At 68.9% G+C, this 23,597-nt stretch carries 17 protein-coding genes and 1 pseudogene; 3 read left to right on the top strand and 15 right to left on the bottom strand.

Features of this window, described 5'->3' with window-relative positions; genetic code table 11:
- Window positions 1-13: 13 nt before the first annotated feature.
- The 3 genes and pseudogenes from KXD97_RS07120 to KXD97_RS07110 form a co-directional block, all read right to left on the bottom strand.
- Window positions 14-1,935 (bottom strand): annotated as a pseudogene (locus KXD97_RS07120) (zinc ribbon domain-containing protein).
- Window positions 1,935-3,539 carry a S53 family peptidase gene (locus KXD97_RS07115; protein WP_260756056.1) on the bottom strand — a complete coding sequence of 535 codons (1,605 nt, stop codon included), beginning with the start codon at window positions 3,537-3,539 and terminating at the stop codon, window positions 1,935-1,937. Before KXD97_RS07115 ends, KXD97_RS07120 begins: the two are co-directional and overlap by 1 nt.
- A gap of 52 nt (window positions 3,540-3,591) precedes the next feature.
- A complete protein-coding gene (locus KXD97_RS07110; protein ID WP_313901359.1) occupies window positions 3,592-3,780 on the bottom strand; it encodes a hypothetical protein in 189 nt (62 codons plus the stop codon).
- A gap of 366 nt (window positions 3,781-4,146) precedes the next feature.
- On the opposite strand from KXD97_RS07110, the gene KXD97_RS07105 reads away from it, so the two are divergent.
- The gene (locus tag KXD97_RS07105; protein WP_396885358.1) at window positions 4,147-5,259 is read left to right on the top strand and encodes a coiled-coil domain-containing protein; all 1,113 of its coding nucleotides are present in this window, start codon (window positions 4,147-4,149) and stop codon (window positions 5,257-5,259) included.
- A gap of 20 nt (window positions 5,260-5,279) precedes the next feature.
- Here the strand turns inward: KXD97_RS07105 and KXD97_RS07100 are convergent, their stop codons facing one another.
- From KXD97_RS07100 to KXD97_RS07070, 7 genes are all read right to left on the bottom strand, one after another.
- Window positions 5,280-6,089: a DUF1906 domain-containing protein gene (locus KXD97_RS07100; RefSeq protein WP_260756054.1), complete on the bottom strand. Its 810-nt coding sequence runs from the start codon at window positions 6,087-6,089 to the stop codon at window positions 5,280-5,282.
- 69 nt (window positions 6,090-6,158) lie between these two features.
- Window positions 6,159-6,944 carry a 5'/3'-nucleotidase SurE gene (gene surE, locus KXD97_RS07095; protein ID WP_260756053.1) on the bottom strand — a complete coding sequence of 262 codons (786 nt, stop codon included), beginning with the start codon at window positions 6,942-6,944 and terminating at the stop codon, window positions 6,159-6,161.
- Window positions 6,945-6,969: 25 nt separating this feature from the next.
- A complete protein-coding gene (locus tag KXD97_RS07090) occupies window positions 6,970-7,977 on the bottom strand; it encodes a 1-phosphofructokinase family hexose kinase (protein ID WP_260756052.1) in 1,008 nt (335 codons plus the stop codon).
- Between the two features lie 94 nt (window positions 7,978-8,071).
- On the bottom strand, window positions 8,072-9,529 hold the full coding sequence (locus tag KXD97_RS07085) for an aldehyde dehydrogenase (protein WP_260757874.1): 1,458 nt from the start codon (window positions 9,527-9,529) through the stop codon (window positions 8,072-8,074).
- A gap of 14 nt (window positions 9,530-9,543) precedes the next feature.
- Window positions 9,544-10,347, bottom strand: coding sequence for a carboxymuconolactone decarboxylase family protein (locus KXD97_RS07080; RefSeq protein ID WP_260756051.1), 804 nt, complete (start codon window positions 10,345-10,347; stop codon window positions 9,544-9,546).
- A gap of 25 nt (window positions 10,348-10,372) precedes the next feature.
- Window positions 10,373-11,191, bottom strand: coding sequence for a mycofactocin-coupled SDR family oxidoreductase (locus KXD97_RS07075; protein ID WP_260756050.1), 819 nt, complete (start codon window positions 11,189-11,191; stop codon window positions 10,373-10,375).
- Window positions 11,192-11,197: 6 nt separating this feature from the next.
- Entirely contained in the window at window positions 11,198-12,028 is an 831-nt protein-coding gene (locus KXD97_RS07070; RefSeq protein WP_260756049.1) for a mycofactocin-coupled SDR family oxidoreductase, read from the bottom strand.
- A 110-nt stretch (window positions 12,029-12,138) separates the two neighbouring features.
- Between KXD97_RS07070 and KXD97_RS07065 the strand changes: the two genes are divergently transcribed.
- Window positions 12,139-12,738, top strand: a complete 600-nt coding sequence (locus tag KXD97_RS07065) for a TetR family transcriptional regulator (protein WP_260756048.1) — start codon at window positions 12,139-12,141, stop codon at window positions 12,736-12,738.
- Window positions 12,739-12,860: 122 nt separating this feature from the next.
- Here the strand turns inward: KXD97_RS07065 and KXD97_RS07060 are convergent, their stop codons facing one another.
- Both KXD97_RS07060 and KXD97_RS07055 read right to left on the bottom strand, forming a co-directional pair.
- A complete protein-coding gene (locus KXD97_RS07060; protein WP_260756047.1) occupies window positions 12,861-13,793 on the bottom strand; it encodes a class A beta-lactamase-related serine hydrolase in 933 nt (310 codons plus the stop codon).
- A gap of 77 nt (window positions 13,794-13,870) precedes the next feature.
- On the bottom strand, window positions 13,871-15,061 hold the full coding sequence (locus KXD97_RS07055; protein WP_260756046.1) for a lycopene cyclase family protein: 1,191 nt from the start codon (window positions 15,059-15,061) through the stop codon (window positions 13,871-13,873).
- A gap of 168 nt (window positions 15,062-15,229) precedes the next feature.
- Between KXD97_RS07055 and KXD97_RS07050 the strand changes: the two genes are divergently transcribed.
- Window positions 15,230-17,758, top strand: coding sequence for an excinuclease ABC subunit UvrA (locus KXD97_RS07050; protein WP_260756045.1), 2,529 nt, complete (start codon window positions 15,230-15,232; stop codon window positions 17,756-17,758).
- A gap of 45 nt (window positions 17,759-17,803) precedes the next feature.
- On the opposite strand, the gene KXD97_RS07045 is transcribed toward KXD97_RS07050, so the two are convergent.
- From KXD97_RS07045 to KXD97_RS07035, 3 genes are all read right to left on the bottom strand, one after another.
- Complete coding sequence (locus KXD97_RS07045) at window positions 17,804-19,942, bottom strand: DNA gyrase subunit A (RefSeq protein ID WP_260756044.1); 2,139 nt, start codon at window positions 19,940-19,942, stop codon at window positions 17,804-17,806.
- A gap of 10 nt (window positions 19,943-19,952) precedes the next feature.
- Window positions 19,953-21,986: a toprim domain-containing protein gene (locus KXD97_RS07040; RefSeq protein ID WP_260756043.1), complete on the bottom strand. Its 2,034-nt coding sequence runs from the start codon at window positions 21,984-21,986 to the stop codon at window positions 19,953-19,955.
- A gap of 126 nt (window positions 21,987-22,112) precedes the next feature.
- Window positions 22,113-23,558 (bottom strand): serine hydrolase, encoded by a 1,446-nt coding sequence (locus KXD97_RS07035; RefSeq protein ID WP_260756042.1) that lies wholly within the window; start codon window positions 23,556-23,558, stop codon window positions 22,113-22,115.
- Window positions 23,559-23,597: the final 39 nt, after the last annotated feature.

Below are 23,597 nucleotides of genomic sequence, written 5' to 3'. Positions count from 1 at the left end.
CCCCCGGGGGAACTCAGCGGGACGGGTCGCCGCGCCAGCTGAAGCTGTTGACGTACTTGCCCATATCCAGCGCGAGTTGGAGGTTGGCCGCCGAGGGTTTACCGGAACCGAAGTCGGGTCCGAACGCGCGGTACGGACCCACCGCTCCCGCGATCAGCGCCAGATCGTTCTTCACCGCGACCATCACGATGACGCGCATCCTGGTCGAACTGCTCATCGCACCCTGGGGCCAGAAATCGGCGGTGAACCCGAATCCACGGTGATAGCCGACCATCGTGTTCGGGATCTCGTAGGCGGTCGTGGTGTCCGGAAAGGTCTTGTTCACCAACTCGACGGCGATCTCCTGCGCGCTGCGCCCACCAGCGGGAAGGCTGAACAACCGCATCGTGCCTCCGTCACCGGCTTGCAGCACCGCGGTCACCCCGTCGGTGTGCGTGGTCACCTGGTAGGCGGATCCTTCGGACGGATACGACACCGAGAACGCCCCGTCCGCGGCGGTGAAGCGCGGGTTGATCTCTACCGCCCGGTTCATCGGTGGACTACCGCAATCGGGTGGACAGACATACCTGGCGCGGGTTTCGAAAGAAGGCCCGACAGCCCGACCAATCCACCGGCCAGCACCACGACGGAGACTCCGAGCGCCAGCGCCACGGTGCGGAACGACGACGTCGACGGCCGGTCCGCCGTGAAGGTGCCGGACTGGATCGAATAACCGGGCAACAATCCGACGACGATTTCTCCGGCCGCCGGGTCCTCGGCCAGCCGGATGGGACGATGCTCGCGGCGGGCCCGGCGTGACCGCTGTGAGCACGCCTGCATCGCAGCACCGCACCGGGCGCAGAACGGCGCATCGGGCACCACATGGTTGCACTCGACGCACAGAATGGGCTCGTCGACGTCGGATTCGTCGTGCGCCTCGTGCAGCAGCGCCAGATGCAATCCGATCCGCAGTGCGAACAACGCCATCGCCGCCAGCATCAAATGCACTGCCAGTTGCGCCAATTGGGGAAGCCGGGCCACGTCGGCCATCCCCAGCAGGGCATAGATGACGACCACCACGACCGCGATCAGGATCAGGGTCGTGCGCACGAAGCCTCGGTGCTGGTGGGCCTTGGTCGGCGGCCGGGTGAACCAGAGTGCGGTGCCGACGAGGCCGCCGACGGCCGCGGCGGTCAGCGGCATCGCGATGCCGCGGATCCCGGCCTCGACGAGCAGGCCGTCCAGCGGCCGCACGCGGTTGATCATTCCGGTGGTGACCTGGGGCGCCAACCGGGTCAAGGTGGCGGCGGCGGTGAACGTCAGAGCGCCCAGCGCGCCGATCACGTAGCCGTCCAACGCTGCTCGGCGGCCGCGCCACGACCAGCGGGTCAGCAGGGCCGGGAACAGCATGAGCAGCATGCTGCCCAGCGGCACCCCGATTCCGTCGCGCAGGATTCGCGTCCCGGCGATGCCCGCGCCGAGCGGGACACCATAGGCGCGGGCGACCGCCGCGCCCGTCAACAATGCCCACCCGACGCCGAAGATGACTCCCAGGACCGCCGTCAGTACCAGTGGGCTGCGCGGAAGATCCCGGAACACATCGGATTCCCGGAGATAGAGGACAAACAGCAGCGGAAGACCGAGTGAGGCGATCGCGGTGAGTGCGGCAGGCATCCGTAGAAGCGTGGCGACGGCGAGTGCGGCGGCGAGCAGGCCGAGACCCATCAGAAACACCGTGCGCGACCGCGGTGTCAGGTGCGGGAACAGCGAACTGGTCAGCGCCGGCGTGAACAGCCGCTGTCCGGGGGCGGCACTGAACGCGCGTGCACGCAGCCAGCGGGGACCGTCGCCTTTGTGGTGTTCGGCCAGCGGCACACCGCACAGTCCGCAGTATTCGCCTGCGGGAACGTCCATCTGGCAGACCGGACACTCCACCATCGCCGAAGGCGCGCTCATCAGGCCTGCACCTTTTGGGCGATCTGGAGGTTGCGCACCAGGTTGTCGATATCCGGGGTGCCGAGCCCGGTGACCAGGTCGTAACCGGGACCGGCGTTGTCGACGGCGTTGCCTCCCAACGTGATGTCCCGGTAGGCGGGGCGTGGAGCGCCCTCGGCGACGCGGTACAGCAGCGGATTGATGTCACCGATGAGGGAGCCGTCGTGTTCGGTCAGATACTGATTCATGACGGCGGTCAAACCGGCCCAGATCGGCGCGGACTGTGAGGTGCCGCCGCCGACGAGCACCTGATCGTTGAGCACGATCCTCACGCCGGTGAACGGGTCGGCGACGGCAGCGATGTCCGGGGTCATGCGCTTGCCGCTGCGGCGGTCGGCCGGTACCGCGCCCGCGGCCGCACGCTGCCAGGGCGGCATGTCGAACAGCGCCGAGACGCCGCCACCGGTGCCCTGGGACAGCGGCACGTCGAACCAGGTCTGCTCGGACACCCAGGTCCCGTCCGCGTCAGTGGACAGGGTGGTGCCTCCGACACTGGTCATCTCGGGCAGCGACGCGATCGAGTCGAGGCCGATGTCCTGTTCGCTCGGCGGTGACGACCAGTCTTGTCCGCCACGGCATTCCATGCCGGCCAGGTCACCGCTGGCGTTGAACGCGGTGGTGCCGTGCGACTGGGCGATGCGCAGCGCCGACCGCACCGGGGCCAGGTCGGCGGCGGTGATGAGCTTGTCGCAGCCCCAGCCGATCGAGAAGCTCCACACCGCCCCCGGGAACCGGCGGTCGGTGTCCTCTAGCATCTCGCCGATCTTGCGATATCCGCCGTCGCCCTCGACGGTCGGGCGGGCGTTCACCACGACCTTGCGGGCGTCGGGTGCAATGGCATGTGCCACTTGAAGATCCATCGACAGCTCGCCTCGCGGCTCGCCGGGGGATCCGCCGACGACTTCCGGCGTGAACTGCGGCAAGCCGAACATGGTGGCGAACGTGTCGAGGTCGGACTGATGGAACCCGTCGAAGGCGAAGACCACGATGGTGGTGCCCTTACCGGTGAATCCGGCCCGGTTCAGATCGTCGGCGTTGTAGGTGTTCAGCAGGGCGTCGGGAGCCAGGCCCCGATCGGGAACATCGAGCGGGATGTGGTCGGGTCGCGAGATGCGGTGCGGGAGGTAACCGAGGATCCGGCCCATTTCCGACACCTCGCCGCGCAGGTGCTCGGGCACCGCCGGCTGATGCGGTGACGCATAGAAGAGTCGCCCTGTCCGACCCCGGTAGTCACGCACCGAGACATCGAACGCCCGCCCGACCGCATCGGGTGAGCCCTCGACGATCACCCAGTCGTCACCTGGCCGCCATCGCACCGACAGTGACCGGTCCCGGGCCCACTCGATCAGCCCGGTGGGTTGAGACGGGTCGGTGAGGCTGGCGGTGAACTCGATGCTCTGCTCGCGCGCCGGCCCGAGGTCGGTGGACGCACCGAGCAGTGAGGCGTTAGGCCCCGCGATGAGGTTGTCCTCGGAGGGACGCTCGGCGGCGGATAGGTCAAGCGCCGCCAGCACTGCTCCGAAGAGAAGCAACGCGGCCAACCATCGAACGGTCGCCGTGGTCATGACTCGGACCCGAACTCAGCGCGTGCCCGGACAGTGTCCGGGCACGGCTCGCTCAGTTCCCGTAGTCGTCGCGGCCCGGGTTGAGGGTCGGCTGCGGCGCCCTGACCGGAGGAGTGAAGATGTTCGGGTTGCCGGGGTCGGGGGCCTTCTCGGTCGGGGTCAGCGGCGGCGGCGGCGTGGTGGTCGTGGTGGTCGTGGTCGTGGTGGTCGGCTCTTCGGGGCCTCGCTCTCCGTGCCGCACGACGCGGTGAGGCCGATCATCGCGAGAACGGCAGCACCGCCCACCGCTGCCGAGATACGACGACCCAGACGATTCAATGCCATGTTCGGTCCTTTAGTTGTTGACTGCGTGGTATCTCCGGCCAGCGCGATCCGCCACCCTGTGGGACATGTCCATCCTAGGAGGAAAGTCGAGATTCGGCGTGTAACCGAAACCCGGCCCGCGGCATTCCCACCGGCAGCGACGGTGAGGGCCGAGGCTGCTGCGGACAGCGGGACGGGGTGCAAGTTAGCTGGGTGGACATCGTCGGTGCCAGTTCGTACCCTCACCAAGACTCGACAGCCGGACCGGCACCGGTCTCTGCAGAGAAGGATCGTGATCATCCGAATCACCGCGGCGCGCCTTTGGGTTCGGCGGACGGCCTACGGTGCCGCGGCGACGGTCCTGGCGCTTGCGGTGTCGATCGGCGCCGTGGCGGCCGACCCGGCGTCAGACGCGCTGTCCCGGCTCAACGAATTGTCGCGTCAGGCGGTGCAGAGCCGCGAGGCGGTCACCGCGGCGCAACACGACGCAGACGCCAAACAGGCGGACCAGACCGCGGCCGAAGAGCGGCACCGCGGCGATCTGGAAGCGCTGGACGCCGCGAACGCGAAGCTGGCGCCCTATCAGGCCGCGGTGAATCGGGTCGCGGCGATGACCTATATGGGTGGTCGCACCGGCCAGGTGTCGGCCGTGCTCGGCGCGTCCTCCCCGAAGCAGCTCATCGACGAGCTGGCGGTGGAGCGTGCGGTGGCCGCCGAGATGGCCGCTCAGATGACGGCCTTCAAGACCGCACGTGAGCGCGCGGCCGCCGCTGCCCAGGCCTCGGACCGCTCGGCCGCCGAAGCTCGCGCCGCGGCCGAGCAGTCCGCTGCGGTGCGCGCGGACCTCGAAACCAAGTGGGCTGACCTGCAACGTCAGATACTTGCCGCGGAGGCGCAGTACGCGGCGCTGACACCGCGCCAGCAGGCGGTGATCGACAATGCCGCGGCAGTGCTGCCTCCGGCCCCGAATGCGTCCGGTCCGGCAGACCCGCCGCTGGCCGCGATTCCCGGCGTCCCCCCCGGCGACGTCGCTCCACCGCCCGCGGCGGTCCCGGACCTCCCGGAAGCGTTGCCGGTCGGTGTCGCGTCGGAGGCCGGGCTCCAGCCCAACACCATTCTGGCTGCCCGCGCCGTCAGCGCACGGTTTCCCCAGATCGCCGACATCGACGGAGTGCGGCCGGACTCGAAGCCGTGGCATCCGAGCGGACTGGCGATCGACATCATGATTCCCAACCACGACAGCCCCGAGGGCATCGCGCTCGGAAACGAGATCCTCGCCTTCATGATGGCCAACGCGGCACGCTTCGGGTTACAGGACGTGATCTGGCGCGGCACGTACTACACGCCGGGCGGTCCGCGGGGATCCGGTTACGGGCATTACGACCACGTGCACGTCACGACGACACCACGCCGCTGAGCGACGAGCGAGACGCTTTGCTACGGATGAAGATTCCACTGGCCGCAGTCCTGGGCCAGCACGTCGTTGACATCGACGCGGATGCCGCCGACTACCGGGCCGGGATTCGAGGCGGTGTCGATGATCCGCTGATAGAGAACCGCGGCGGGGTAGATCTGACCGCGCGACCAGGACCGGGTCTGCCACGCCCACACGCGACCCGGCGTGCCTGACCGCCCGATGACACCGTCGGATGCGGCCCACTGGCAGGTGTTGATCCCGCCGTACACGCCGGTGCGCTGCACGCCGAGCACCGAGTTGATCCCGCGGAACCACGGCAGTGCGAGGGTGTCCCACGCGTGGCGGTCGATGTCATCGTCGACGCTGAAGTAGATCGGCGCGCTCCGCCCGCCGCCTGCCGCGGTGTGCAGCTGCCAGGCGGTGCGTGCGTCGGCGACGCCGCCGGCGTATCCGCGCGTGAAATCCGAAGGGGCTGTCCCACCCGGCTTTCCGTACTGGTAGTTGCTGACGATGACCAGACCGGCGGCGGTCAGAGACTTGGCGTAGGGCAGGGTGATCGGCTTGGCGCCGAAGTTGGAGCCGGGCCGGGACGTGGACACGTAGTTGATGACCCCGGCGTGGCCGGCGGCCCGGATGTCTTGGGCCGGGATCTGGCGCATCGCGTAGTCGATCAGGGTCGGAGCGGCGGCCGACGCGGCAGGCATGCCGGCGGCTGCCGACGCGGCACCGAGCCCGGCCAACGCGGACGCTGCGGCGGCGTAGCGCAGCGCGTCGCGGCGGGTCACCGGACGCGGGCGCTGTCCGCTGCTGGTTCCCGGCGTCTCACGCACCGGGGGAGGTTAACAATGTGACAGCTGTGAACTGTGTTGCCACGCCGCGGGCCGGTGATCGGCCGACCCCTATCCGCGATCTTGACCGGGCTGTGCCGCCAACCATGTGGCGACGATCCCGCCCTCATCCGCCTCGACCGACCGCAGCTCGGTCAGTGTCGGGTGCCCTGCGTCGAGCAGTGCGCTGTCGGTGCCCTCTTCCGGCTCGTCGGACACCTCCACCTCACTCAAGCGCACGCCGCCGTCGCGCACCTCCTCGACCCGGGTCTGCACCGCCCCGCCCCGGGCCAGCCGCGCGTGGCGGATCGGACCCACCTCCGCCGCGGGCCGATCGGGGACGTTGAGGGACAGCACGGTGCCCTCGGGTGTGTCGAACAGCAAATCCAGCACCGGTGCGAGCAGTCCGGCCGCCGTTCTCCAGTGCCGCTCGCCGGTGGGATTCAAGGCGACGTCCAGCGAGACCGCCAGGGCGCGGGTGTCGCTGATCTTGGCGGTGAGTGCCGCGCCGACGGTGCCGGAGTGCAAGACGGCCCGGCCGACGTTGGCGCCGTGGTTGATTCCGGACAGCACGAGATCCGGACGCGGATCGAACCAGCCGTTCAGGGCGGCGGCGACGATGTGTCCCGGTTGGGCATGCACCGCCCACGCCTGCACGTCGAGGCCGGGCAATTCCCGGGGCTCAACGACCGTGCGACCGTCGCGGCGGACGGCGCTGAGCGCGGCGCTCGCGCCGCTGGCCTGCTCGGCCGGCGCGGCCACGATGACGTCCAACCCGGCGTCCAGCGCTGCGAACGTCAGGGCGTGCAAGCCTGCGGAGTCGATCCCGTCGTCGTTGGTCACGAATGCGAGGGGCACGAGCCAACCTCCTGAATCGGGACGGTCACTTCGTCCATGGGCGCAGCTCCACCCGTTCGGCGAGTGTCTCGACGGCCCGGGCACCGCCGGTACCCAGCCCGTGCCGCACCACGTTGAGCGCTCCGCAGGCCGCGCCGATCTGCAACGCCCGGGGCAGCGGGCGACCGCTCGCCAGCGCGGCGACGATGCCCGCGGTCATGGAGTCCCCGGCGCCCGCCGAATCCGCCGGCTCCAACGCCGGCATGCAGATCTCGACGACGTCGCCGCCGCGCGTTCCGCCGCGGCCGGACTCCCGGTCGTCGAGCAGGGCGAGGGCCGGCGCTGAACCCGCCCGCGACACCACGATCGTGCCCGCACCCTCGTCTCGCATGGAGTGCATGGCCGCGACCAGATCCTGCGCGTCGTCGGACTTCGCCCGCCCGTCGTCGAGGAGCTCTTCGTGGCTGACCTTGATCAGGTCCGGCTTGCCGGCGAGCACCGCTTCGAGCCGGTCGCCGGAGAGGTCTGCGGCCACCTTGCAGCCGTTGGCGCCCAGATCGGTGGACAGTCGCCGGTAGAGGTCGGCGGGCACCACGTCCTTCTCCTGCGGCCCGGACAGCAGGACCCGGCCGTGGGTGAGTCCCTCGGTGAGAGTGAGCTCGTAGAGCGAGTCGAGTTCGTGGCGGTCCAGCGGAGTGCCCGAGGCCTCCGCGACGACTTCGCGCTTGCCCGAGCGACGGTCATGTACGTACGAGCCGTTTCGTGCGCTGACCGGCACCACGCGCAGGGTGACGTCGCAGATGGGCAGCAAGTGCCCGAGGACATCACCCGTCTCCCCGCCGAGCGCCGAACACAACACGACCGGCACACCGAGCGACGACATCATGCGCGACTGCCAGACACCCTGTCCTCCGGCATGGACGTGGATGTCGGCTTCGCCCGAACGGTCCTCGACCGTCACCGTGAGAACGGGGAGCGGAGCGAAGATGACGACGGGATGGCGATCATCTGACTGGTCGCCGCGAGGTTCCTGCTCTTCCGTGGGGTCTGCCATGGGCTTGGGTGTACCCACCCGCACCGGGAAGCCCACCCGGGGAGCACCGGTCATTCGATGCCCGGCGAGCCGTGCCTGACCGGAGCGGCAGCCGCTAGCGCATACCTATCCGGATGTTCTTGACTTGCTGGAACTCGTGCAGGCCGGCGGCGCCGCCGGTTCGGCCGAAGCCGCTCTGTTTGTATCCGCCGTAAGGCCCCTGCGGCGAGATTCGGCTGTTCTGGTTGACCCAGACCGAACCGGCTTCCAGTTGCCGTGCCACGCGATGTGCGCGGTTGAGGTCATTGGTGTGGACGAACGCGTTGAGTCCGTACCGGGTGTCGTTCGCGATGCGCACCGCGTCAGACTCCTCCGCAAAGCGCATGACCGACGACACCGGGCCGAAGGTTTCAATCTGCGCCAGATCCGAGGTGTTGTCCACGGCACCGAACACCGTCGGCTCGATGTAGTAGCCGGAGGCCAGAGCGCCGCCGAGTCGTGTTCCGCCAGTGAGTAGTTCACCGGATCCTGCTTCCGTGGCGGCGGCGATGACGGACAGGATGCGATCGGCTGAGGACTCGCTGATCACCGGTCCGAAAGAGACCGTGGGGTCGAAGGGGTCACCGATCTTGGCGACGGCGACCGCGGCGAGGAACTTCTCGATGAAGGCGTCGTAGACCGATTGATGAACCAGGATGCGGCTGGCGCACGCGCAGCTTTGACCCGACTGCATCAGTAGCCCCTGGTGCACGGACAGCGCCACCGCGAGCTCGAGATCGGCGTCGTCGAAGACGATGCCGGCTGACTTGCCGCCCAATTCCGCGACGACAGGGGTGAGATGCGTGGCGGCGTCCCGGATAACCCGTCGGGCGGTCTCGCCTCCGCCGGTGAAGCAGATCTTGCCGATGTCCTGGTGCCGAACGAGTGCGCTTCCGCCCTCGGCAGCGGCGGGTATGACGTTGACCAGACCGAGTGGCAGGCCGGCTTCGACGCACAGCTCACCGAATCGTCGTGCCGCCAACGGCGCCAGTTCGGAGGGCTTGAAGACCACGGCGTTTCCGGCGGCCAGGGCGGGCGCGACGCAGGAGGCGGCCACCGCCAGCGACCCGTTCCACGGTGCGAGAACGGCCACCACGCCGTACGGTTCCCGCTCCACGAAGTTGAGATCGGACGAGCCGCTCACCGGCGTGCTCGACCCGTGGGGTTTGTCGGCGTAACCCGCGAAATGCCTGAGGAACTGCTCCAGCATGAGGGCGGTCCCGGCGAAGGACACCGGTACCGCGTAGTCGTGCACGTTGAGTTCGGCGAGCTGCTCGAGGTCGTCATGCACCGCGTCGGCCAGGTCGATCATCAGGTCGCGCCGGCGGTCGACAGGCAGTTCCCGCCACTGCCGTTGAGCGTCCGCGGCCGAGGCGACCGCCGTGTCGACTTCCGCCTCACCCGCGAGCGCCACCGTGGCGTTGGGCAAGCCGGTCGCCGGGAAGATGTGGCTGTGCCGGGCGCCCGATGTCGTGGTGAGCCGGTCACCGCCGATGAGCGGGCCCACCACGTCACCGAACACGCCGGGTGGCATCGACGCGGAGTCTGTCACGAGGCTTCGTCCGCCCATTCTTCGGTCACCCGCTGCTTCTGCTCGGCGATCACCTGGTTGAGATGGCTGGCTTTGGGCCAGCCGTAGTAGGCGGCGAAATGCAGTGCAAGTTCGTCCATTTCATCGAAGGAAAGGTCCCGACTTTTCAGCGCCGCGTACACGTGGCTCAGAATCGGATAGGGCGCGTCCTGAAACGCCACACATGCCACCGTCACCAAGCGGCGCTCCCGCATCCCGAGGCCCGGGCGCAACCACATCTCCCCGAAGACGAAATTGAGGATGCCGGCACCGGAGAACGGATTGTCGCGGCCGGGGGCATACGGAAGACAGTTGACGGTCTTGAAGGTCTGCTCGCCGACTCTCAGCCGGGCCTCCGGATCACTGGGGGTGGGCAGGGGCAGCAGGGGTTCTGCCGGTGGGGTGCTCCGGCCGTGCTCGCGGTTGATCCTCTCCCACTGTTCGTCCACCACCATGTTGAACCGGGAGGCTTTCGGCCAGCCGCCATAGACGGCGAAATGCAATACGGTTTCCCGCATCTCGACGATCGATACGTCGCCGCTGTTGAGTGCTGCGTACACGTGATCGCGGAGCGCCCCCTCCGCGTCGGCGGCGGCCACGCAGGGCAGTGTGACGAACCGCCGGCTGCGTCGGGTCAGGGCCGGCCGTTGCCAGACCTCTGCGTAGACGAAGTCGAGCAGGGTGGTCGTCGCGGGGGAGGCGTCGTCGGGCGCCGGAAACGTCATCACCTCGGCGAAAGCTCTTCTGCCACGCTCCAAGCGGCCGGTCTCGACGCTGGTCATAGGGTGTCCTTTCCCAGGGTGCCGCTCATCGGAGCGTGACGCCGGCGTCGACCTTGAACTCCAACCCGGTGACGTACCGGGATTCATCGGAGATGAGGAACAGCACTGCATTGCTGATGTCGACGGCCTCGGCCATGACGATCGGAAGCGCGTTGCCGAACAGCGGTGCCAGGTCGGGTCGCTTTTCGGCGAGCAAGTGATGCAGCGAATCGGGGCGCATGCCGGTCGCGACGCCGGTCGGATGCACGGTGTTGACCCGGACATTGACCGCCGCGAGTTCGTTGGCCAGGGCGCGGCTCATCCCGACGACGGCGTGCTTGGACGCCGTGTACGGGGTGTGCAGAGGAGTGCCCTTCACCCCCGCCGCCGAACTGATGTTGATCAGGCTTCCCCCGCGCTCGATTAGGTGAGGCAGCGCCGCCGCGCAGGTGTTCCAGGCGCCGATGAGGTTGACGTCGACCACGGTGCGCCAGTGCTCGGCGGTAGTGGTGTCCCAGGTTCCGGCAGTCAACACCCCGGCGTTGGCGACCGCGGCGTCCAACCCGCCCAACTGCGACACACCGTCGGCGACGGCGGCCGCCAGCGCCGACTCGTCACGGACGTCGACGACGTAGGTGGCCGCTCGGCGTCCCAATGCAGCCACGAGTGACGCTGTCTCGTCGAGATCCTCGCGGGTGGCCAACGGGTATTCGACCGCGGGCAACGAGGCGCAGATGTCGACGAGGATCAGGTCGGCGCCTTCCTCGGCCAATCGGACCGCGTGGCTTCGGCCCATACCCCTCGCGGCGCCGGTGATGAGGACGCGCTTGCCTGCGGCCCGGCCGGTCGTTGTCGTCTCGGTCATCGTCGCCTACAGCTTGTTGCAGAAGCCGGCGTCGACGGGGAAGGTGACGCCGGTGACGTACCTGCCGGCATCCGAGACCAGGTAGGAGATCGCGGCGCTGACATCCTCGGGCTCGATCAGCGAGACCGGCATCGGGTTCTGCAGGTGAGGTCCACCGTCGGGATAATGTTCCAGGAACGCCGTCATGGCGGGGTTGTTCGCCATCATCGTGTTGACTGCGGTCGGATGGACGGTGTTGACGCGAATACTATGCGGTGCAAGGGCGTTCGCGAGTGTCCGCATCAGGCCGACGATCCCGTGCTTGGAGGCCGCGTAGCCGAGGCCGCCCCCCTGTATACCGCCGAATCCCCTCAGTCCGGCGGTGGAGCTGGTGAAGACGATGCAGCCGCCCCGGCCACCGTCGATCAGGTGCGGCATGGCGGCTCTGGCAGTGTGGAACGCCCCGACCAGGTTCACGTCCACCACGTCGGTCCACATCTCGAGTTCTTCCTCGATGGTCAACTGGCGGAAGCCCATCGCGGCGATACCGGCGTTGGCACAGACGATGTCGAGACGACCGAAGTGTTCGACACCGGCGTCCAGGGCCGTTCTCACCGCGTGGAAGTCTCGGACGTCTGCTACCGATCCGAGCATTTTGCCGCCCTGCGCCTCGACCAGCGCGACGGTCTCGTCCAGTTCCTCGCGCGAAGCCATCGGGTAGCCGTTCGAGGCGATGTCGGCGCAGATGTCGATACCGATAATGTCGGCACCGTCGGCGGCCAGGCGTAGCGCGTGACTGCGCCCCTGTCCGCGCGCCACACCGGTGATGAACGCGACCTTGCCGTCCAGAGAGCCCATCGATCCTCGTTTCGTACCGCGGGCCACGTCGTGCACACCGCTCGGGAATGAGTAACACGGTTACACCAGGTACGGTAACTGAGTTACTCAGACACGGCAAGGGGGTTCGGGTGGCTGACCCGGATAGCGGGGGGCGCGGTGGCGACGACCGCATCGTGGCCGTCGTGGTGGACATCCTCGAAACCGAAGGCTATGAAGCGGTGCAACTTCGTGAAGTCGCCCGGCGTGCTCGGACTTCTCTGGCCACCATCTACAAGCGGTACGGCACCCGTGACGAACTGATCGTCGCGGCCATCGAGGTCTGGCTGGCCGAGCACCGGTACTCAGGGGTGCAAGCGCGGCCACGGGAGCCGGGAACCACGCTCTACGCCGCTCTGATGGGGCTGATGCGGACCATCTTCGAGCCATGGGAGCGCCATCCCGGCATGCTCACGGCGTATTTCCGGGTGCGGTCGGCGCCGGGGGGGCTGAAACTGTTCCGGCGTGGGCTGGACATCGTGGGCCCGGCCGGCCTGGAGCTGCTGGCCGGTGTGGACGACGAGTTCGTGGCCAGCCTGGATGCGATCCTGTCGAATGTCATCTACGGGCTGCTCGGCAGATTCGCCGCCGGCGAGATCGCCATCACCGATATTCTTCCGACCCTCGATCGCACCGTGTACTGGCTGACCAAGGCGTACGAGGCGTCTCTCGACGCCCAGGGCTCCAGCTGACCATCGCAGTCTGCCGGCGACCCTCGATGGTGTGATGCCAAACCCGTTGGCCTACAACGGCACTGCGGCGCCGGTGCGTTCAGGCCCTTCCGACGAAGCCGCGGTGACGGTATCGAGTAGCGTCAGATTCGGCCGCCGGGGAACATCGTCCTGACTGCCTGGGTGATGTTCTCGCGGGCGCTGGCCTCATCGGTCGGGTCCAGCGAGCTGATCGCCATCACGTAGCGGCGGTCGGGGCCGATCACGCCGGTGGATACGTGCAACTGGTTGCCGCCGTTCCAGCAGCAGAACCAACCCTGTTTGACCGCAACGGGTTCGGCGTTGAGCCCGTCGGGGATGCCGAAGCGCTGCGGGTAGCCGTCGGTTCCTGTCGGAGTGGATCTCGCGAGGTTGTCGACGATGACGTCGGCCTGTTCGGGCGGTAGCCCTCCGGTGCCGTCCAGCAGCATGTCGTAGTAGCGGACGAGATCGCCTGCCGTGCTTTGGGTGACATCCCAGTGCCCGTTGTAGGGGGCCATGGTGCCCGTCAATCCGTACCGGTCGACGATGCGCGCGATCACGGCGTTCTGCCCGCCGCGGTCCCAGAAGTTCTGGGCGGCGCTGTCATCGGAGGAGCGAAGCATGACGTCGAGTGACTTGCGGTCGGCGGGGGAGAGCGGCGTCTCGCTCTGCGACGCCTGCAGCAGCAGGTCGTCGGCGATGAACAGCTTGACCACCGAGGCGATCGGGAAGGGCTTGTCGGCCCCGTTGGAGACGACCTGGCCGGTGTTGCGGTCCAATACGGCGATCTCGATGTCGGCCCCGGACGCGGCAGCGTCGGCGGTGGCTTGCTGCACCCGTGCGTCGAGCCCGGCGAATGACTCGGCCGGCCGGTCAGGAGGGGCTTGCGGCAGTGCAGGAGGCGGGGCCTGCGGGGCGGCGACGGTCGCCTGCGGGCCGTCCCCGGCGGCCGGGGGCGTACCCCAGACCTGGGCCTCACAACCGCTGACGAGCAGCGCGGCACAGACGAACGCCGTTCCCGTGATCGCCCGATTCAGCAGCGGCCGCCGACGCATGAGTCTCCTTCGAGAGGGTTTTCGACCAGAGGGCCGGGTCAACGCTGTACCCCGCGACCGACCCGCGCGACCGGCGGTCATCGAGCCGAGCCCACCGTGTCATTGGTGCGCAGTGGCGGCAGCACGGCCGGCAGCACGAGGCGACGACGCAACCGGCCGCTCGACACCCGAAAGAGCCGACCGTGCGTGACGAGATTTCCGCGAAGATCGTCGCGCGCAGTCAGGTAGGTCCAGCGGTCGGTGTCGGGCAGAGCGAAGAACTGATCGAAGAAGCCGGGCACCTCGCCCGGAGGCATCCGCAGCAGCGCTTCCAAACCGATGCGCCGCAGGCGGTGAACCACACGTGCCGCGAGCGGCCAGACCATGTCCTGGGCGGCAGCCAGCGCTTTGTCCGGACCGTCGGGCAGGCCGGCCGCGAGAGCGCCGGCCACCCGCGGGGCGAGCGTCAACGAGGCCGCCACGCTGAATCCGGTCGCCGGGTGGATCAGGGGCGCGGCCGCTCCGAATCCGAGCACGCCGTGGCCGCGATGCCGGGGATGGTCGACTCGAAACGAAACCTTCTCGCTGCGTGCGTCTTCCGGGACCGCAATGCCGTGCCGCGCCAGCCGCGAGTGGAGCCTTCGCCGCAGCGTCGCCAGCGGCAGGCCGGGCCGACGCGCCAGTGATGTCTCCTCCAGCAGCACCCGGCCGCCACCCAGCGGAACGGCGTAGAGGAAAGTCGGCCAACCGGTTTCGCCGTGATCGGCGCGCCAGTCCATGAACAGCGCATCGCCGGGGGCGACCCATGGCGCGGCCGCATCTTCGCCGACGATCAATCCATACGCGGTCTGTTCGGCAGGGGTGCGTTCCGGCGACGGGCGGTCCAGCGGGCGCCACCGGCCGGTGGCGTCCACGACGACCGAGGCGCGCAGCTGTGTCCCGTCCGCCAGGGCGACCACCCCCGGCTGCGGGGATCCCACGGCGCGGCCGCGATGGACTCGCACGCCGGTCAACTGGTCGGTCAGGTGCGCACGCAGCGCCGGTACGTCGAGTACGGCGTACTCCCACCCCAGCGTGTGCTCCGTCAGCGCGATCGCCCGGCCGGCCGATCGGGCCGCGACCACGGATTCGGGCAGGTCGGCGGGGAGTTCCCGACTCCACAGCCCGTACGTCGCCAGCCACGGCCGGTCCGGCGCCGGGTCGAGCACCCCGGTGGCCAGTCCGAGCCGGGCACAGGCCCCGGCCAGCGCCAACCCGGCGGGTCCGGCCCCGACCACCAAGACATCCATCGCTCCATACTGCCGCTAGTCGGCTGATCGACTGGGCGCCGAGTCCGCCGTGGTCGGTTTCCGGTGACCGGGAGCGCTCACCTCCTGACATCGCAGCCGGCGCGGTCCCAGCGGGTTCTGAGCTGCTCGTACGGCGCACCGGCCGCCGCGTCGTCCACAATGGTGCAGATGGACGGCGGTACCCGACCAGAGGCACACCAGCCGGACCCGTACCTTCGGGTCTACGCGTCCCGTGTGCACAACCTCAAGTCGGTGGATGTCGCCGCCCCCCGCGATTCCTTCGTCGTATTCACCGGGGTGTCGGGATCCGGGAAGTCGTCCCTGGCGTTCGGCACCATCTACGCCGAGGCCCAGCGCCGCTATTTCGAGTCGGTGGCGCCATATGCGCGCCGGTTGCTGCTGCCGCAGGACGCCCCGAAGGTCGATGACATCACCGGGCTGCCGCCGGCGGTCGCGCTGCAGCAGCGCCGCGGCAGTGCGACGTCGCGGTCGACCGTCGGTACCGTGACCACGCTGTCGAACCTGCTGCGCATGTTGTTCTCCCGCGCCGGCACCTATCCGCCCGGGGCCACGGAGCGCCTGGATTCCGACGCGTTCTCCCCGAACACCACGATCGGCGCGTGCCCGAAATGCCACGGTCTGGGACGCATCCACGAGGTGACCGAGCAGACGCTGGTGCCCGACCCGTCGCTGACCATCCGCGAAGGCGCGGTGGCGGCCTGGCCCGGAGCCTGGCAGGGGCAGAATCTCCGGGACATCCTCATCACGCTCGGCTACGACATCGACAAACCGTGGCGCAAACTTCCCAAACGGCAACGGGAGTGGATTCTCTTCACCGAGGACCAACCGACCGTTGAGATCGATCCGAGCCAGAATCCGGTCACCGCGGACTACTACTACAACGGCACCTTCTCCAGCGCCGAACGCCACGTTCGCCACACGCTGGCCAACTCGCAGAGCGCGGCGATGCGGCGCCGGGTGTTGCAGTTCGTGCACAGCACCGATTGCCCTGTCTGCGGCGGCACCGGGCTGCGACCCGAAGCGCTGGCGGTGACATTCGCCGGCCGCAACATCGCCGAGCTGTCGGCCCTACCACTGACGGCGCTCACTGAAGTTCTGACGCCGGCGGCGATCAGGACGGGATTTGCCGCGGCCTACGAATCCACCGAGTCGGGTGAATTCACCGAAGTGGCAACCATGATCGCTTCCGATCTGGTGGCCCGGATCGCCGTGCTGGTCGACTTGGGGCTCGGCTACCTGAGCCTGAACCGCCGCACACCGACGGTGTCGCCCGGCGAACTGCAGCGTCTGCGGCTGGCCACCCAGCTGCGGGCCGGGCTGTTCGGCGTCCTCTACGTGCTCGACGAGCCGTCGGCCGGTCTTCATCCGGCCGACGCCGAACCGCTGCTCAACGTGTTGGACAGGCTCCGGCGCGCCGGGAATTCGTTGTTCGTGGTCGAGCACGACATGGATGTGGTGCGCCGCGCCGACTGGATCGTCGATGTGGGCCCCGGCGCCGGTGAGTGGGGCGGCGACGTGCTCTACAGCGGGCCGGTGGCCGGCCTCGCGGACGTCGAGTCGTCGGTCACCCGTCGTTTCCTGTTCGCCGGCGGACCGCCCGCCCAGCGATCCGCACGCACGCCGTCTGGCGTTATGCGGTTGCGCGGCATCACTTTCCACAACCTGCATGACGTCGACGTCGAGATTCCCTTGGGGGTGTTCGTTGCCGTCACGGGGGTGTCAGGATCAGGCAAGTCGACGCTGGTCTGCAAGGTGCTCGGCGATGTGATGGCAAGGCAGTTGGGAAACTCCGTCGAACCCGACGACGTCGGCGCCGACGGTGAGGCCGAACTGCTGGACATCGACGCCGACTCCAGTGTGGGGGTGACCGTCGAGGGCGCCGAATTGATCGACCGTCTGGTTACCGTGGACCAGCGGCCGATCGGACGCACTCCGCGGTCGAACCTGGCGACCTACACCGGGCTTTTCGACGCAGTCCGTAAGGCGTTCGCCGGCACCGACGAAGCCCGTCGGCGAGGCTGGAGCGCAGGCCGCTTCTCGTTCAACGTCGCCGAGGGCCGCTGCCCCACCTGTCAGGGTGAGGGTTTCGTGGCGGTCGAACTGTTGTTCCTGCCGGGCACCTATGCCACCTGTCCCTCGTGTCACGGCGCCCGTTACTCGGACGAGACCCTCGAGGTCACCTACCGCGGCCGCACCATCGCCGACGTGCTGGCCCTCACCGTCGACGAGGCGGCCGACTTCCTGAGCGATCTACCCAGCGCGGCAAGGAGTTTGACGACGCTACGGGATGTGGGCCTTGGCTACCTGCGGCTGGGGCAGCCCGCGACCGAACTGTCCGGCGGCGAGGCGCAACGCATCAAGCTGGCCACGGAATTGCAGCGCGCCAAGCGCGGTCACACACTCTACGTGCTCGACGAACCCACCACGGGGCTGCACCCGGCCGATGTCGAACTGCTGGAGAATCAGCTGCACCGGCTCGTCGATGCCGGCAACACCGTGGTGGTGGCCGAGCACGACATGTCGGTGGTGGCGGGGGCGGATCACGTCATCGACCTCGGGCCTGGCGGCGGCGACGAGGGCGGCACCGTGGTGGTAGCCGGGCCCCCGGCTGTGGTCGCGGCTCACAAGCGAAGCCGCACCGCGCCGTACCTCGCCGCACAGCTGCGCTCGGGTTGACACGATGTGCACCTCCGCCGGAGTGCATCACGGACCTGCCCGCCGTCACCCCGCCGGGGTCACCTCCACGCCCGAGCCCTTGATCGCCGCCTTGGCGCGGTTCTCCGCGCGCACGGCTTTCTTGCCGCGCACGTACCCGGTCGCCGAGATCGATGCCGCCAGCACGGCGTCCTCACCCTTGACGAACGGATGGAAACCGACGCCGGCGCCGCCGCGGCCCTTGACCGGAATGTCGGCGACTTCAGTGACCTTCCAACTCTTTTCGGCCACGGACAGGATCGCCTCGCCGTTGCCGCACGACACCGGCAGCGCGGCGATCACCTCGTCCCCGTCGCCGGACAGCTTGACGCCGGCCACGCCGTTGCCCGCCACGCCCTGCGGGTTCACCGCGGCGGGGTCGATGCGCAGGATCTTGCCGCGTCGCGTCACGAGCGCCAGGTGGTAGCCGGACGGAAGCACCCCCGACCGCAGCAGCCCGGTGATGTCCGGCGCGACCGGGATATCGCGGATCTTGTACGGCAAGCCACCGCCGGTGGTGAACTTGATCCGGCCGTCGGTCCACACCGCCCAGCCGAGGCCGCCGGTGAGCAACTCGCCGTGGCTGTCGGAGAACACCCCGCGATCGTCCAGGCGCCAGGCAGTGTTGACCTTGCGCTCACGCGGCCCGTCCTCGTTCGAACCGGAGGACACCGGGGTGGCGTCGTAGTCGAGGACCGTGCGGCGATCGAACTCGGGGCCCTTGAACAGCTTCGCGGTCTCGACGAGCTCCTGATCGATCACCTTGCGGCGCGCGTCGGGGTTGGCCACCAACTCGGTGAGCTCGGCGAACTCGGCGTCCAGCTTCTCCGCCTCGGCCCGCAGTTCGATGACGTCGAGCTTGGTGAGTCGGCGAAGTTGAAGCGCCAGAACGTAATCGGCCTGCACCGCGTCGATTCCGAACCGCTCCTGCAGGCCCTGACGGGCCTCGTCGACGGTGTCGGAACCGCGGATGACCGCGACCGCGGCGTCGATGTCGAGGTGGATGGTCATCAGACCGGCCACCAGGTGGCGCCGGGCGGTGACCTTCTCCAGCCGGTATTCGCTGCGGTGCAGCACCACCGAATCCCGCAGCGACAGGAACGCGGCGATCAGCTCGCGCACCGACCACCAGCGCGGCACCCGGTTCTCGTCGAGCGCGACCAGGCTGGCGGCGAAGGTCGACTCCAGCGGGGTCAGCGCGAGCAGCTGGTCGCGGATCTGCTCGGCACTGTGGCCGCGTTTGGCGGTGACCACGATGCGCAGCCCGTTGCGTCGGTCGGTCAGGTCCGACATGTCCGCCACCCCGGACATCTCGCCGGACTCCACCAGCGCCCGGATCCGTTCCTGCACGGTGTTACTCGCGACACCCGGAGGCAGCTCGGTGATGATGCAGTTCTTGCCGTCGACCGACACGGTGCCGCGCACCGTGAACTGGCCGCGGCCGGTGGTGATGTATTCCCGCAGCCCGGCCGTACCGACCACGGAGGCCCCGCACCCCCAGTCGGGGCCCGGGATGAGTTTGACCAGCCGGTCGTCGGTCATGTTCGGCGTCTTCAGCAGCGCCCGGCACGCGGCCATGATCTCCCGGGGATTGTGGGCGGGCACCTTGGTGGCCCATCCCTCGGCGATGCCGACGGCGCCGTTGCACAGCAGCACCGGCCACTGGGCCGGGAGCACGGTGGGCTCGGTCCACTCGCCGTCGAACGTCGGCACCATCGGCACCGCGTGGCTGTCGAGTTCGGCGGTCAGCGCCGCACCGGGCGGTGACAACCGCATCTCGGTGTAGCGGTCGGCCGCCGGGATGTCGCCCTGTATGCGGGGGAAAGCGCCTTGTCCGTCAATGACTTTCACACGCTGGAAGTCGGCGGCCATCAGTGCGGCGGCGCCGTACATCGACGCGCCACCGTGCGGGTGCAGGTTGCCGGTGACCGCCGAGCACACCTTCGACGACTTCTGCGGCTTGTTTCCGGGCAGCAGTCGCGATTCGTGCATCTGGTAGAGCAGGCGCCGCTGGCCGGGCTTGAGGCCGTCGAACGCCGACGGAATGGCGCGGTCGCTGACGCTGTAGAGCGCGAAGGTCAGCTGGTAGTGGTTCCAGTACTCGTCGGCGCTCTGGTCGAGGACCAGGTCCGGGTTCTGTTCGGGAACGTCCAGGGTGGCGGTCACGGTGATTCCCCTACGTCAGGTCCAGCGAGGCGGTGTCGACGCGGGCGGCGACATCGGCCATCCACGTGCGCCGGCCCTCGGGCGGTCCGCCGAACAACGTGTGGTGCAGCTTCTTCTCGCCGTCGTCGGGATGCACCCGGATCACGGTGCGCCGCTGCGGATCCAGCACGGTGTTCCAGAAGTCGTCGGCGTCCATCTCGCCGAGGCCCTTGTTGCGCTGCACCTCGACCTTGCGTTTGGAGGTGGCCTTCAGCTGCGCCACCGCGGCGTCGCGCTCGGACTCGTCCTGGCAGTAGATGCGCTGCTGCCCGTCCTTGACCACGAACAGCGGCGGCAGCGTCACGTACACCATCCCCGCCTCGACGAGCGGGCGGTAGAAGTCCAGAAACATCGAGATCAGGCTCGAGTTGATGTTGCCGCCGTCGGGGTCGGCGTCGGAGGCGAACAAGATCCGGTCGTAGCGGCACAGTTCCGGGTCGCAGTTGTCGCGCACCCCGCAGCCCAGGATGCGTTCGATCGAATCGAACTCGTCTTTGGCCCGCGCCTTGCTCAGGGCGAACCCGTAGACGTTGGGAGGCTTGCCTTTCAGCGGGAATGCGGCCTGGAACGTGGCGTCGCGCGCGGCCTTGATAGTGCCCAGCGCCGAATCACCCTCGCAGAGAAACAGCTCGGCACCGGATCCGCGCCCGGTTTCCCTGCTGGGCAGCAACTTCGGCGGCAACGACAGGTTGGTTCCCAGGCCCTTGGCTTTCGACGCCGCGCGGGACCGGGCCTTGGCCCCTTCGGCGCTGCGCCGTGCCCTGGCCGATTCCAGCGCCAGCTTCGTCCACAGTGACACCGCGTCGGCGTTCGCGGGGTTGGCCGCCCAGATGGTCACGCTGCGGGCCACATCGGGGGCCATCGCCAGATTCAGCGACCGCGAGGACACCGCCGTCTTGGCCTGGGAGTCCCACGCCACGTCCGGTGCGCGGGTGTCGACGGCCAGCGCGGTGACCGCGGCGAAGTCCTGCGGTTCCGGGCCGTCCTCGCCCTTGGCGAGGCCCAGGTCGCGGATCCGGGAGGCGCGGTCGGCCAGGGCCTCGGAGAGGCCCTTCACCGCGGCGGTCAGGTGTGATCCGCCGCCGGGGGTTCGCACCGTGTTGCAGAACGCGGCGACCGTCGCGGGTTCGGCCGGGCCGGCGGTCAGTGACCAGCGGAACGGGGTCGGCCCGCGCCCGGTGGTGTACTCGCCGCGGCCTTCCACCTCCGCCCGTACCTCCGGTGCGGGCGTGCCGGCGGCGGTGCACATGAGATCGAGCAGTGTGTCGGTACCCCAGGGCCCGCTGAACGGTTCGAGCAGCGCCGGCGGCACCTCGTCGCCGGGCCAGCCTTCGTCGACGACGACCAGGTGCACACCGCGGGACATGCGCGCCGCGGCGTGGGCGCGGAGCAGCACCTCGCCGATGTCGACGGTGGAATCCGGTACGACGGCCGGATCGAACAGGATGCGCACCGTGGTGCCGTGCGCGTCGGGCTTGCGGTTACCGGTACCGCGCAGTTTCTGCGTGTCGGCGCGGGTGAACGGGGCGTCCGGATCGAAGTCCTTGCCCTCGAACACGCCGGGGTAGCCGCGGCCGAAGCTCTGCAGGTAGGTCTTGCCGCCCCGGCGGACGGTCACGTCGGTGCGGGCGGAGATGAAGACCGCGGCGGCGGCGCCGATGCCGTTCAGGCCGGCGCCCGTGCTGGCCGCGTCGGTGTGCGCGGAGAACTTGCCGCCCGCCCGGGCGGTGCCGAGGGTCTTGACGATGCCGTTCTTGCCGGTCGTCGGGTCCGTGTCGACGGGCAGTCCGCGGCCGTCGTCGGCGACGCTGACCGAGCCGTCGGCGTGCAGGGTGATGGTCACGCATGATCCGCCGTGACCCGGATCGGCCACCTCTTCGACCGCGTTGTCGATCAGCTCGCGCAAGGCGGTGTTCAGGACGTCGAGACCGAGGTTGACCGCCGGCCGCAGGCGTGTGTGCTGGACATCGTCGAGCTCGGTGATGTCGGCGGCGGTGTAACTCACTGCTGTTGCTTTCCGTCGAGGCTGGGCGGGGTGCCGCAGGAATGGTAGACGGCCGGACCGACATTTCCCCGCATCCGAGCCGTTGTGCGGAGCACGAGGTAATCTCCGCCACAGTGCGCCGGCCGGCTAGCTGCCGTAAAGATGCAGCGCACGGGCCGCTTCGGTGGCCACCGCGCCGCTCAGCGGCGCGATCGGTGGACCGCCGCGCTGATGGATCACATTCGCCAGCACGATCACGTAGGTGTCCGACCGCGGGTCCATCCACAGTGACACCCCGGTGAAGCCGGTGTGGCCGAAGCTACCGACAGGGAAGACCGACCCTCGGGGCCTGGAGTGCGCGGTGTCGATGTCCCAGCCGAGACCGCGCAGATCCTGTCCCGCCTCGATCTGAGCGGGATCGTGTCCGGGCTGCTGCGGCGTCGTCATCGCCTCGGCGCTCGGCTGCCGCAGCGGAAAAGCGCTGGGGCGGTGGGCGAGCCGGTCGAGCAGAGCCTGCGCGAACCGGCCCAGATCGTGCACGGTGGAGAACACCCCGGCGCTTCCGGACACCCCGCCCATGCGGCGGGCCGTGGGGTCGTGCACGGTCCCGCGAAGCGGGTGGCAGTGGTCGGGGTTCAGGGCCGGCGCGTCCTCGTCCCGGGCGGTCGGCGCGACGCGCGCCAGCAGCTCGGTGCTCCACGTGCCCGCCGGACAACGGCCCGGCTCCGGTCCGTGCGGATCCGGTGCGATCGCCGTACCCCGGATCCGACGTGGCCCACATGCTTTGGCGACGGGCAGATAGCGGGAGTCCGACATCCCGAGTGGGGCGAACACGTGGTCGTGGACGTAGACATCCTCGGGTTCGCCGCTGATTTTCTCCAGCAGCGCGCCCAGGATGATGAAGTTGATGTCGGAGTAGTGGAAGCGCTCGCCGGGATCGAACACCACCCACGCGGCGAGCGCGCGGCGGATTCCCTGGGCTTTGTCGGGCTTGTCCAGTCCCCACGGGCCGTCCAGACTGAGATCACCCGCGATGCCCGAGGTGTGGGTGAGCAGCATGCGCAGCGTCACCTGTGCGCGGCGCGGATCGCCGGCCGGGTTGAAGTCCGGCAGGTATGTCTGCACCGGTTCATCGATACGGATCTTGCCCTGCTCATAAAGCTGCATGACGGCAGTGGTGGTCGCGACGCTCTTGGTCAGCGACGCCAGGTCGAAGAGGGTGTCCTCGGTCATGGGTTCGGAGGGGGAGGGTTTCCCGTCCAGACCGGGTTCACCGGCGAGCTTGCGGGCGCCGAACGCCTGCCGGAAGACGATCTTGCCGGCGTGCCCGACCTGCACCACGGCGCCGGGTAGTCGATGCGCCGCGATCGCCTCCGCGACGAGCCGGGAGACGGCGGAGAAATCACCGGTCGGCGTCACCTCGGGGACCGCGGGTGCGGGTGACGCGGCCACCGGGGCGGACGGTATCGGTGCTGTCGGGGTGCCGGTGGACGGCGTAGGGGGCAGCGGATGCCCGCACGCCGCAGACACCATGATCAGCGCGACGGCCCCGACGGCGAAGAGCCGGGCACGTCGCGGTCGTGACTGCGTCACCAGGCCGACGGTAGCCGCGCCTGCTGCCTCCGGCACGGT

Source organism: Mycobacterium sp. SMC-8 (assembly GCF_025263565.1).
Lineage (GTDB): Bacteria > Actinomycetota > Actinomycetes > Mycobacteriales > Mycobacteriaceae > Mycobacterium.
The sequence above is the reverse complement of the archived record's forward strand: the minus strand, read 5'-3'. Positions and strand labels throughout refer to the sequence as shown.